Origin of the sequence: Porphyromonas sp. oral taxon 278 str. W7784, from assembly GCF_000467855.2 — a bacterium.
Lineage (GTDB): Bacteria > Bacteroidota > Bacteroidia > Bacteroidales > Porphyromonadaceae > Porphyromonas.
In genome coordinates, this window is the sequence record NZ_KI259243.1 from 6,647 (window position 1) to 18,376 (window position 11,730).

Consider the following 11,730-nt stretch of genomic DNA (forward strand, 5'->3'; position numbering starts at 1 on the left):
TTTTTCGACGACCTACCGTAGGTCGTTTTTTGCCCCCTCCCAAGAGCCCATTCTATGCGGGCTAAGGAAGTCCCTCTCCTTCGCCTACTCAGCCCCCTCCCTTCCCCAAGCACCAACCAAAGGAAAATAAAGAGCTCGCCCGTGGACTCCACTCAAGGACTCCACGGGCGAGCTTCGGCTTATCTCTTATTTAGAGGCGGGAGCAGTCGGAGAGGATGAGGCGCTATAAGCAGTTTTTTCCCTTACTCTACATATGACCATTTCTCGGGATAGTTATCCCACTCCTCGATTAGTAAATCGAGGAAAGCACGAAGCTCCTTCGCTTGCATCACGTCAATCATCTTTGCTAACGAAGTAGAATGATTTTTTCCAAACCAAATAAGAAGTGCATCTGAAGCTTCGTTGTAATGATTATCTAAGAATTGCGATGCTCCAGTGTTGTCGCCATTCCTTGCTGCCGTGACAAGAATATCCGCCTCCTGCTTCTCAAAGAACTCTATGTTCTGCTTAACAATATCAGCAGAATCTCCTGCAGTAGCTATGATTATCTTTTTCCCTCTATAATCGTCGATAATAAATGGAGTATTTCCATCTTTCTTCTCTTCTGTCTCCCGCTTCCCTACTAAGAGCTCTATCAAGAGGTAGAGTGTTGTGGTCTTACCTGAGCCCGGACGTCCATAAAGGCCAATGATCTTCTTCATGTTGAATCGTATTATTAGTGAGTAGTGAATTAGTCAGCGAGGACGAGGCGCTCGAAGCCGGGCGACATTAGGGTACGGAAGCCGTCCTTGCCGTCGCCGAGGATGAGCATGTACTCGACGCCGGGGAAGTGCTTCACGAGGGCGGGAACTTCTTCGGCACGGCGGGTCATGCAGGCCGTAGCAAGGCCGTCCGCTAGCATACAGCTAGGGGCAAGGATCGTGACGCTCAGGATGTCCGTCTGGATGGGATAGCCCGTGCGGGGATCGATCGTATGGGCGACCTTCTTCCCGTCCACGAGCTTGAAGTTACGGTAGTTGCCCGAGGTCGCTACGCCCCCTGCCGTCGTGGGAAGCTGGATGCGCACCTGGAACTGCTCTTCACTTACTGAAGCGCCTTCGACGGGCTTATCAATACCGATGACCCAAGGCTTCCCCTGAGGATTCACCCCTTGGTAGGCGATCTCCCCGCCGAGCTCGACGAGGTAGTTCTTCGCCCCCTTCCCCAGGAGCATGCGGGCAACCAGGTCAGAGCAATAGCCCTTAGATATGGAGGAGAAGTCCATCTTCATCCGTGGATCAGCCTTGATCATGCGGAGGCCGTCGAAGGTGACCTTCTCGTAGCCCACGAAGGCACGGATGCTGTCGATGGTGTGCTGACTGACGCTGTTCTTCTTCTCGAAGCCAAAGCCCCAAAGGTTGATGAAGGGCGAGCAAGTCACGTCGTAGCTACCGCCCGTCTGCCGGGAGATCTCTACCGACTGGAGGAAGACTTCACGGAGCATCGAGTCAGCTTGCTGAGACTCGTTGCGGTTGATCGCCGAGATGAGGCTCGTCGAATCGAACGGGTTGAGCGAATGGCTGAAGGCATGGAAGGTCGAGTCGACCGCCAGCGAATAGTCCTTCGGGAGGTCGTACTGGATGGAGAAGGTCGTCGTGAAGACTTCGCCCGAGAGGCGGGTATAGTCATTCGTAGTCTTGCCCGAGGAGCAAGCAAAAAGCGCCCCAGCAGCGACGGCTACTAAGGCGCATAGCTTCCCCGCCCGAAGGAGGGAAGAGAGAGAGGCATGAAGGTGCATATTCTTGGAGAATGAGAAGGGAAGAGCCCTTAGAGCTCCTCCTCGATCTTGTAGTCGTTGCGGTCCTGTGACTGGCGGGCAAGGAGCTCGGCGAGGAAGCCCACGAGGAAGAGCTGGGTGCCGAGGATCATCCCCGTCAAGGCGATGAAGAAATACGGGCGGTCCGTCACCAGCGGAGCAGGCGTATTCGTCCAGATATGGAAGAGCTTCGTGATAAGGACTACCGCCAGCGCTAGGAAGCCGACGATGAACATGAGGCTCCCGCCCAGACCGAAGAAGTGCATCGGCTTGCGCCCGAAGGTCGAGGTGAACCACAGCGTGATGAGGTCGAGGTAGCCGTTGACGAAGCGATTGAGTCCGAACTTACTTTCCCCGTACTTACGTGCCTGATGATGGACGACCTTCTCCCCGATGCGGGAGAAGCCCGCCACCTTAGCCATGTAGGGGATGTAGCGGTGCATGTCGTTGTAGATCTCGATGCTCTTGACCACTTCGGAGCGGTAAGCCTTGAGCCCGCAGTTGAAGTCGTGCAGGTTGTCGATGCCCGAAAGCTTGCGTGCCGTAGCATTGAAGAGCTTCGAGGGAAGGTTCTTGCTGAAGATAGGGTCGTAGCGCTTCTGCTTCCAGCCGCTCACCAGATCGTAGCCCTCTTCCTTGACCATGCGATAGAGTTCGGGGATCTCGTCGGGGCTGTCCTGCAGGTCTGCGTCCATCGTGATGACTACATCGCCTTGGGTGCGGGCGAAGCCACACTGCAGGCCGGGGGACTTCCCGTAGTTGCGACGGAACTTCACCCCCCTGACGTGGGGGTTCTTCGCCTGAAGTTCACGGATCACCTGCCACGACTGGTCGGTGCTGCCGTCATTGATGAAGATGATCTCGTAGGAGAAGCCGTGCTCCTCCATGACACGCCGGATCCACGCCTCCAGTTCGGGCAGGGATTCGGCTTCGTTGTATAAGGGGATGACGAGAGAGATATCCATAGGTCGAAGTTAGTTGCGACGGAGGGCAAGTCCGACGATGAGCCCCCAGACGGCGCCCATGATGATGGTGAGCATGTAGTCGACCCACAGCCACTGCCACGTGGAGATCATCTGAAGGTCGGTGATCATTCGCTCGGCGTCGGCTTGATTGACTAGGGGTGAAGCCTTGAGCATCTCCCCCCAAGCCTCCAGGGTCGAAGGCACAGCGTACTTGAAGTAGAAGTACTGCGGGACGAAGGCCAGGATACCGCCGAAGGCATGCAGGAGGACGACGTAGCCGAAGCCTTGGCCCACATGGAAGGCGCCCCCCTCATAGTAGAAGTCTCGGTAGGTGCGTGCCGCTCGGTAGGCAAGGAAAGGCACGGCCAAGACCCCGACGAAGTAGATCACCTGCAGCAGGGGTACACTGAAGCTCAAGAAGCGAGCCGTATAAATCAAGGCCAGCACCAGCCCGAAGGTCAAGCCTGCACGAGCCGCTGCTGGGAAGAGTGGAGATGGATGGGGAGCTACTGCCATAAGTCTGTTTTTACGGGCGCAAAGGTACGACTATTCGCCCAATAAGCCACCCCAACTACCGCTATCGACAGCTCCAGTGCATCACCTCGTTAGCCTCCGCAAATTAGCCCAATTTAGAAGGCGCTTCTACAGGCACTCGGACGAAAGGAAAAACGCCACGACACACCAGCCCTTTCCTTGGTAGAAACCCCAGGATCAAGAGACCTCCGACGAGCCCCTACAGCGAAGGTGCTCGGAGCCCCCCAAAAGGGACCTACGGTAGGTCGCCTTGACGACCTACTGTGGGTCGGTCGAACGACCTACAGTAGGTTTTTTCGACGACCTACCGTAGGTTGCTTTTTGCCCTACCCCAGAGCCCCAGCCATCCACCCTGTCGGTGGCAAGATCTTAGCGCCCTACCTCCGATGGTATCAGACTTGGAGCGTAAGGATAAAAAGACTCCACCTCTCTCTTCTTCACCAAGCCCACACTCCCCAGCTTAGAGATAAGGTATCGCTAGATAAATACCTAACCCTATGCTCCTCCCCCTTCGATGTACCATTGAATATATCCGAGTGCTTCATTCTCCCAAAAATCGCTATATTTCGAGCCGAAATACACACCTTTTTCGCCAAGAGGCTATCCAAAATCGAGATCTATTTAATTAAGGAATTATGCCAACCGAGACACCGGAAGAACAAGTTAAGTACAGCAGAAATACCAGAGTAACGAGAGACGAGCAGGAACGCTTTGTATTACTACTCGACATCATGGGCTTTAGCGCATTTATCCAAAATACACCTTTCGACGAAGCTAAAGAGAAGTTTGAGACCTTTAGAGAAAAGTTAGATACTCGAGCTGAGAATCTTCTAAAAAGAGAGCATGTACACATTGCCTTCTTCTCAGACTCCATCCTTGTCACCACGCAGACCAACAAAGCTCAAGATCTAAATCTAATCTCCAAGGCTGCAGCAGTCCTTATGCAAGTATCTTTTGAGTGTGGATTTGCGCTCAAAGGATGCCTCGCTCATGGGAAGTTCTATTATCATCCCAAAAAGAGAATCTTCTTCGGCCTACCCCTTGTTAATGCTTACCAGCTCGGTGATCAAGAAATTAAATACTACGGCATCATCGTCCACCATACAGCTGAGAGGAAAATCCGAGACCTTAATAAACCATTTACGAAGCTCGTTGGAGAGAAAGACAAAACACAAGGGAATAACCCTTACGTCTACAGTGAGGTCCCTCTCAAATCCTCTGGATGGAGTTGCCATTGCCATTTAGCATGGAACCTATATGACAATAAACTAGAGTCCCCCATAGACAACTGGAGCACGTGTGAGAAATATTTGCAACAGATAGAACTCACTGTCTCTGGTGCTCCTCGCATCTACATCGACAACACCCGCAGGGTTATGCTGAAAGATTTAGCGCTATACGAGGCTGAGAAGAAAAAGGCTGAGACAAATAATCAACCTGTAATATTCCCGATAAGAGAAGAGCTGACTACAACTAAATAATATAGAGTACGACATAGCCTCATGGAGCACGAGCTCCATGAGGCTATCGTCTCTAAACGAGCACGGCAAAAAGCAAAAACACCCCGCATCCTATTTGGGATGCGGGGTGTTTTATGTTCCTACCCTATTAGTGAAATGTGACTACTTGCCCCCTTAGGGCATACACTTCACGTAGGTAAGCTACCGATTAGGAGAGCTTCTCCTTGAGGGCAGCCAGTGCGTCGAGGTCACCGAGGGTAGCCTTCTCCGTAGCAGCGTTGGTAGCGGCGACGGCAGCAGCGGCATCCTGGTTGCGAGCCTGACGATCGGCACGCTCAGCGCGTTCGCTAGCACGAGCTTCAGCCTTAGCTTCGTCCTCGAAGGTACGGCTGTGCGAGACGATGATGCGACGAGCATCCTTATTGAATTCGATCACCTTGAAGGGGAGGGTCTCACCCTTGACTGCCTGCGTACCATCGGCCTTGACCAGGTGCTTAGGCGTAGCGAAGGCTTCTACGCCTTCGGGGAGAGCAACGACAGCGCCCTTTTCGACGAACTCACGGATGGTACCTTCGTGGATGGTGCCTACCTTGAAGTCAGCTTCGAAGGCGTTCCATGGGTTCTCCTCGAGCTGCTTGTGGCCGAGGGAGAGGCGACGGTTTTCCTTGTCGATCTCCAGGACGACGATCTCCAGAGGAGCGCCGACTTCGGTGAACTCGTTAGGATGCTTGATCTTCTTCGTCCAGGAGAGGTCGGAGATGTGCACGAGGCCGTCGATACCTTCTTCGATCTCTACGAAGACACCGAAGTTGGTGAAGTTGCGGACCTTAGCCGTGTGGCGAGAGCCGATGGGGAAGCGCTTGTCGATGTTTTCCCATGGATCCTCCTTGAGCTGCTTGAGACCAAGGCTCATCTTGCGCTCTTCACGGTCAAGAGAGAGGATGACAGCTTCGACTTCATCACCGACCTTGAGCAGTTCCTGAGCCGAGCGGACGTGCTGGGTCCAAGACATTTCAGAGATGTGGACGAGGCCTTCTACGCCTGGAGCCACTTCGATGAATGCACCGTAGTCAGCCAGGACGACGACCTTACCCTTGATCTTGTCGCCGACCTTGAGGTTAGGGTCGAGGCTATCCCAAGGATGTGGCTGGAGCTGCTTGAGACCAAGAGCGATGCGCTTCTTAGCTTCGTCGAACTCGAGGATGACGACGTTGAGCTTCTGGTCGAGGCTAACCACTTCGCTGGGGTGCGATACACGGCCCCAAGAGAGGTCGGTGATGTGGACAAGACCATCGATACCACCGAGGTCGATGAAGGCCCCGTAGGAAGTGATGTTCTTGACGACCCCTTCGAGTACCTGACCCTTCTCGAGCTTGCTGATGATCTCTGCCTTCTGAGCTTCGAGTTCAGCTTCGATGAGGACCTTATGCGATACGACGACATTCTTGAAGTCCTGGTTGATCTTGACGATCTTGAACTCCATGGTCTTGTCGACATAAGCATCGTAGTCGCGGATAGGACGTACGTCGATCTGCGAGCCAGGGAGGAAGGCTTCGATACCGAAGATATCGACGATCATACCGCCCTTGGTACGGCACTTGACATATCCACGTACCACTTCGTCCTTCTCAAGGGCTTCGTTGATACGATCCCAGGAGCGTGCTACACGTGCCTGGCGGTGCGAGAGGACGAGCTGTCCCTTCTTATCTTCCTGTGATTCGATGAAGACTTCGACCTTGTCGCCTACCTGAAGCTCAGGATTGTAGCGGAACTCAGCAGCATTGATGCTACCTTCGCTCTTGAAGCCGATGTCTACGAGTACTTCACGCTTACCGATCTTGGTAACCGTACCGATGACAACCTCCTGATCCTTTACGCTGTTCAGGGTGCTGTCATAAGCTGCTTCTTGCTCCTTGCGGGAAGCAGAGCAAGCTACCTCTCCCTGCTCAAACTCATCCCAGTTGAAGTCCGCGATGGGCTTGATCTCTTTCAAATTTTCCATTTGTTAAACCTACTATGAATTACACACGAGCACTCCTATAGTGGAGCACATGGCTTGTTGACTCAGTTAAAGTGGACATCAAGCGATGTACTCCCCCACAAAAGTCGGGGACAAATATACGAAAAAAGCGTGTACCAGCATCTTACGCCTAGACGATCCACAGTAGAAGGGATTGAAACTCCAGACGAAGGGCTAAGGCTCTGTGCCTCAAGTGGCGTTTTCCCTTCCCCGCCGAATCTCCAGCTCCTCCCCGAGGGGAAAAAGTCGAAACTTTCAGTCGAACGTGAAGGGGAGAATTCGCCCCGCTTAGAATGCGGGCTGGGGAGGGGTAAAAAACGATCCACGGTAGGTCGCCGAAAAAACTACTGTAGGTCGCCTGAGACGACCTACCGTGGGTCGCAGTAGGTTTTGATGACGACCTACCGTAGGTCCCCGTTTTTGGGGGGTGCCTAAGAGGACGCTTAAGCCAGACAGAGGGGGAGGAGAAAAAAGCAGAGAGCACCCCGTAGAAACCCTGCGAAGAAGAAGCTGGTCTTCTTCCGCTGGGCTCCTACGGGATGCTCTCCAGAAAATGGGGCGAATGTTCGGAGGATCGGAACTAGCCGGACTGGCACTTCTCGGCGCCTCTCGGCTGGTCGCAGTCCTTAGTCGAGATAGAGGTCTTCGGGGTAGCCTACCTGCTCGAGGTAGAGGGCATGTGCTGGGGCAGACGAACCCGCTTGCCCCCGGTCCTTAGCCTCGATGACCGCACAGAAGTCTTCGACGGAGAGCCGTCCCTTCCCGACCTGGAAGAGCGTACCGACGACGGCACGCACCATGTTCCTCAGGAAGCGATCCGCAGTGATGGTGAAGATCCATTGCCCGTCCTCCGCCCCCGCCTGCCAGTAGGCTTCCGTGACCCGACAATTGTTCGTCTTGACGTCGGTGTGTAGCTTGCTGAAGCTGGTGAAGTCGGTGAAGTCCTTCAGTCGCTCAGCAGCCTCATTCATCCGATCGAAGTCTAGGGGGAAGTAGAGACGAAGCATACGAGCCTCTTGGAACGGATCCTTCCTCAGAGTGACATAGTAGCGGTAGGTGCGAGACGTAGCGCTGAAGCGAGCATGAGCCTCCTCCCTCACGGGACGAATATCATACAGGGCAATATCGTGGGGTAGATAGCGGTCCGTCCGATAGATGAGCTGGCGAGCTTCGTCGGGCGACATCGGGAGGTCGACATGGGCGATCATCCCTCGGGCATGCACCCCAGCATCCGTGCGTCCAGCCCCCAGGATAGCGATGGGCTCAGGAGAGCGAGCTACCAGCGTCAGAGCCTGCTCGATGGTCTCCTGCACGGTCGTAGCATCAGGCTGTGTCTGCCAGCCACTATAGTTCGTGCCGTCGTAGCTCAGCGTGATGAAGTAGCGCATTCCCTAGCTCTTAGCCTTCCGTGTGCGGGTAGTGGTCTTGCCCGTAGAGGCAGTCTTTCGCCCTCCACCCTTACGAGCGGTCTTGGCTGGAGTCTCGGCGATGATCTTCATACACGCCTCGTAGGTCAGCCCTGCAGGGTCTTCTCCCTTGGGGAGCTTATAGTTGTCGCCCTTGTACTTGAGGTACGGGCCGAAGCGCCCGGAGCGGATCGATAGTTCGGGATCTTCGTCGAAGGTCTTCAGCAGGCTCTTCTCCTCGCTCTGACGCTTCTCCTCTATGATCTTGATCGCTTCGTCTGCAGTGCACGACAGGGGATCGACATCCTTAGGTAGGCTGTAGAACTTCCCCGCATGGCGGACATAGGGGCCAAAGCGACCGACAGCGACCGTCATCGTCTGTCCTTCGTATTCACCGAGGTTCTTCGGCAGGTCAAAGAGCGACAGTGCTTCCTCTAGAGTAATTGTCTCGATCGACTGCCCGGGCTGGAGGGAGGCGAAGCGAGGCTTCTCCTCTGCGTCGGTAGCACCTAGCTGAGCCATCGGTCCGTAGCGCCCGATGCTCACCGAGACAGGTAGCCCCGTCTCAGGCTGCACCCCTAGGATGCGCTGACCGACACGCTGGGCAGTACGCTCATTCGTCGCACGCTCGACTCCGGGGTGGAAATCCGAATAGAAGTCTCCAATAGTATCTGTCCACGGCGCCTTCCCCTCGGCGATGGTGTCGAACTCTTCCTCCACACGAGCGGTGAAGTTGTAGTCTACGATGCTGGGGAACTGCTCCACGAGGAAGTCATTGACGACGATCCCGACATCCGTGGGGAAGAGCTTGCTACGCTCTGCTCCGTAGATCTCCTGGCGTGTCTCCTCGGTGACCTGCCCATCCTCCAGAGTGAGCACGGTATAGCTACGGGGCTGACCTTCACGGTCGGCACGCTCGACGTAGCCACGATTCTGGATCGTCTGGATCGTGGGGGCGTAGGTAGAAGGACGGCCGATGCCGAGCTCCTCCATCTTACTGACCATCGAAGCCTCCGTATAGCGGGCAGGGCGCTGGGTGAAGCGCTCATCCCCTTGAAGTGCGGAGAGTGTCAGTCCTTCCCCTTCCTTGACGGCGGGAAGGAGCTTCGTGGTCTCCCCTACTCCCTCTTCGCTCGAGCCTTCCATATAGACATCGAGGAAGCCTCGGAAGGTAATGACCTCTCCCTGGGCGACAAACGCATAGTCCGTGCTGGGCACTGGGATGGAGACCGTCGTACGCTCCAATCGAGCGTCGGCCATCTGCGAGGCAAGTGTGCGCTTGCGGATCAGGTCGTAGAGACGCTGTTCCTGGGGCGTGCCGTCGATGACCTCACGGGCGACGTAGGTAGGACGGATCGCTTCGTGCGCCTCCTGAGCCCCCTTGCTCTTGGTCTGATACTTACGGGGCTGATGATATTCCTTCCCTGGGTGACGCTCGATCTGAGCTGCGATAGCTCCCAGAGCTTGGTTGGAGAGGTTGACCGAGTCGGTACGCATGTAGGTGATATGCCCCGACTCGTAGAGGGACTGCGCTAGGCGCATCGTCTGCGAGACCGAATAGCCGAGCTTCTGAGCCGCCTCCTGCTGTAGCGTGGAGGTCGTGAAGGGGGCAGCGGGCGAGCGACGAGTAGCCTTGCGGGTGATCCCGCCTATAGCGAAAGAGGACGAAGCGCAGCGCTTCATCAGCTGGGCAGCTTCCTCAGCGGTGGAGAAGCGATGATTGAGCTCCGTAGCAAGCTTCTCCCCTGAAGGCAGGAGGAAGGTAGCCTGAAGGCGGTAAGAAGACTGGGGGACGAAGGCATTGATCTCACGCTCACGGTCGACGATGAGGCGCACGGCTACCGACTGCACACGCCCTGCAGAGAGCGAGGGACGGATGCGCTTCCACAGCACCGGAGAGAGCTCGAAGCCCACGATACGGTCGAGGATACGACGAGCCTGCTGGGCATCGACTAGGTCCATGTTCACCTCCCGAGGATGCTCCAGCGCTTCTAGGAAGGCTTCGGCCGTGATCTCATGGAAGACGATACGGCGGGTCTTCTCGGGCTTCAATCCCAGAGCCTCGCTCAGATGCCAAGCGATAGCCTCCCCTTCACGGTCTTCATCGGAAGCTAGGTAAACGAGGTCCGCCTTCTTCGCTTCAGCCTTGAGTTCCCGCACCAGATTCTTCTTATCGTCATTGATGACGTACTCGGGACGGAAGTGATCCTCGACATTCACACTGAAGGAATGTTGCTTGAGATCACGCACATGACCAGCGCTGGCCATGACCTTGTAATCGTTCAGGTGATGCTTCTTGAGGAAGCCTGAGATGAGCTCAGCCTTCTTCGGGGACTCTACGATGACTAACTTCATTTATCGTGGGGTAAAGTGGCCGCCTTCGACCGCTAAGTTAATTTTATGCCGACAAAGGTAGCAAAATCTCCCCTGTAGGTACGACTACCAGCGCTCCACCGCAAGGCAAGACACAAGAATCAGCACCCTCCCTCCCCAAGCCTGCCCCTCCCGAGCCATACTCACCCTACGCCCACACTTCCACCTACCCTCCGGGATAAGGCTAGCCGACGAGCAAGGGGAAGGCTAGCTAACGAGCAAGGCCTTACGTCCCGTCGTCCCCACCCTAAGAGAAGGGAAGCCTCCTCCCACCCAGAAGCAAATCCGCTCCGTCTACCACAGCGATTCCTCAGCCCTTCTCGAAGCCCAACTTTTGCCCTCCCAATTACGCCCTCACGCCCCCTTCAGAATGCCCCCTCGGGAGACCCCAAAAACCGATCTACGGTAGGTCGCCAAAAAAACCTACTGTAGGTCGCCTCACCGACCCACCGTAGGTCGGTCGGGCGACCTACAGTAGGGTTCTTTTGCCCCCTCCCCTAGTAGCCGATCTTCTCCCTCCACTCCAACGCAAAATAACTAGGGGTATCTACCCATAAAACCCGCCACCGCTCCAGCCCCACCTTCCCTGCTTTTCGCTCCTCCTTCCTCCCCCGAAAAAGAAGGCAAATTATCTAGCTCTTTTCCCCTCCTCCAGCATCCCCTAAGAAGGCTACTCCTCCTACCCTCCCCGAGCGACTCCACATCGCTACACTAAGGGGAAGCGGAAGGGAAAGGACTTCCTTAGCACCCAGCTATTCCCAAGGAGCTTCCAGCCTTCTCTAAAGGCAATATGAGTCACTCAGAAAGGCTCAAAGCAACTAAAACAAAGAAATCCACCCCGTGTACGCCTTAGGCACAGGATGGAGCAAGGAAACTGAAAAGATCCGAGGGACGGGAAAATAAAAAATCGGTCGACCAAGTAGCCTTGATCAACCGATTATTTAGTGGAGAATAACGGATTCGAACCGTTGACCCCCTGCGTGCAAAGCAGGTGCTCTAGCCAGCTGAGCTAATCCCCCAGGTAAAGTCTCTTAAGTAGTCCCAGGCAGATTTGAACTGCCGACCTCTACATTATCAGTGTAGCGCTCTAACCAACTGAGCTATAGGACTGTCTTAGGACTCTATAAGAAGAGAAAAAAGATATCGACATCAGAAGTGAGTACGCACACTCAGGAAA

Annotated in this window: 8 protein-coding genes and 2 tRNA genes; 1 reads left to right on the top strand and 9 read right to left on the bottom strand. The window is 55.1% G+C overall.

The features are described 5' to 3' along the window. Positions 1-242 precede the first annotated feature (242 nt). Genes HMPREF1556_RS05800 through HMPREF1556_RS05815 form a run of 4 tightly spaced genes read right to left on the bottom strand, consistent with a single transcriptional unit; the run spans position 243 to position 3,276 of the window. Positions 243-701 (bottom strand): ATP-binding protein, encoded by a 459-nt coding sequence (locus HMPREF1556_RS05800; protein ID WP_021667418.1) that lies wholly within the window; start codon positions 699-701, stop codon positions 243-245. Positions 702-730: 29 nt separating this feature from the next. After that, positions 731-1,777: an FAD:protein FMN transferase gene (locus tag HMPREF1556_RS05805; RefSeq protein WP_021667419.1), complete on the bottom strand. Its 1,047-nt coding sequence runs from the start codon at positions 1,775-1,777 to the stop codon at positions 731-733. A 29-nt stretch (positions 1,778-1,806) separates the two neighbouring features. Then, positions 1,807-2,760 carry a glycosyltransferase family 2 protein gene (locus HMPREF1556_RS05810; protein ID WP_021667420.1) on the bottom strand — a complete coding sequence of 318 codons (954 nt, stop codon included), beginning with the start codon at positions 2,758-2,760 and terminating at the stop codon, positions 1,807-1,809. A gap of 9 nt (positions 2,761-2,769) precedes the next feature. Beyond that, positions 2,770-3,276, bottom strand: a complete 507-nt coding sequence (locus HMPREF1556_RS05815; protein WP_021667421.1) for a DUF4199 domain-containing protein — start codon at positions 3,274-3,276, stop codon at positions 2,770-2,772. A gap of 653 nt (positions 3,277-3,929) precedes the next feature. Between HMPREF1556_RS05815 and HMPREF1556_RS05820 the strand changes: the two genes are divergently transcribed. Continuing rightward, the gene (locus HMPREF1556_RS05820; protein WP_021667422.1) at positions 3,930-4,775 is read left to right on the top strand and encodes a hypothetical protein; all 846 of its coding nucleotides are present in this window, start codon (positions 3,930-3,932) and stop codon (positions 4,773-4,775) included. A gap of 187 nt (positions 4,776-4,962) precedes the next feature. Here the strand turns inward: HMPREF1556_RS05820 and rpsA are convergent, their stop codons facing one another. The 5 genes from rpsA to HMPREF1556_RS05845 form a co-directional block, all read right to left on the bottom strand. Then, the gene (gene rpsA, locus HMPREF1556_RS05825; RefSeq protein WP_021667423.1) at positions 4,963-6,756 is read right to left on the bottom strand and encodes a 30S ribosomal protein S1; all 1,794 of its coding nucleotides are present in this window, start codon (positions 6,754-6,756) and stop codon (positions 4,963-4,965) included. A 644-nt stretch (positions 6,757-7,400) separates the two neighbouring features. Next, on the bottom strand, positions 7,401-8,162 hold the full coding sequence (truA, locus tag HMPREF1556_RS05830) for a tRNA pseudouridine(38-40) synthase TruA (RefSeq protein WP_021667425.1): 762 nt from the start codon (positions 8,160-8,162) through the stop codon (positions 7,401-7,403). 3 nt (positions 8,163-8,165) lie between these two features. After that, positions 8,166-10,535 carry a type I DNA topoisomerase gene (topA, locus tag HMPREF1556_RS05835; RefSeq protein WP_021667426.1) on the bottom strand — a complete coding sequence of 790 codons (2,370 nt, stop codon included), beginning with the start codon at positions 10,533-10,535 and terminating at the stop codon, positions 8,166-8,168. 963 nt (positions 10,536-11,498) lie between these two features. Then, positions 11,499-11,572 (bottom strand) — tRNA-Ala (locus HMPREF1556_RS05840). Between the two features lie 17 nt (positions 11,573-11,589). Then, positions 11,590-11,663: transfer RNA gene (locus HMPREF1556_RS05845), tRNA-Ile, on the bottom strand. Positions 11,664-11,730 lie beyond the last annotated feature (67 nt).

Excerpts from the sequence above, each read along its gene's own strand:
- HMPREF1556_RS05805 (WP_021667419.1), bottom strand. The coding sequence starts at position 1,777 with ATGCACCTTCATGCCTCTCTCTCTTCCCTCCTTCGGGCGGGGAAGCTA.
- rpsA (WP_021667423.1), bottom strand. The coding sequence starts at position 6,756 with ATGGAAAATTTGAAAGAGATCAAGCCCATCGCGGACTTCAACTGGGAT.
- topA (WP_021667426.1), bottom strand. The coding sequence starts at position 10,535 with ATGAAGTTAGTCATCGTAGAGTCCCCGAAGAAGGCTGAGCTCATCTCA.
- truA (WP_021667425.1), bottom strand. The coding sequence starts at position 8,162 with ATGCGCTACTTCATCACGCTGAGCTACGACGGCACGAACTATAGTGGC.
- HMPREF1556_RS05810 (WP_021667420.1), bottom strand. The coding sequence starts at position 2,760 with ATGGATATCTCTCTCGTCATCCCCTTATACAACGAAGCCGAATCCCTG.
- HMPREF1556_RS05820 (WP_021667422.1), top strand. The coding sequence starts at position 3,930 with ATGCCAACCGAGACACCGGAAGAACAAGTTAAGTACAGCAGAAATACC.
- HMPREF1556_RS05815 (WP_021667421.1), bottom strand. The coding sequence starts at position 3,276 with ATGGCAGTAGCTCCCCATCCATCTCCACTCTTCCCAGCAGCGGCTCGT.
- HMPREF1556_RS05800 (WP_021667418.1), bottom strand. The coding sequence starts at position 701 with ATGAAGAAGATCATTGGCCTTTATGGACGTCCGGGCTCAGGTAAGACC.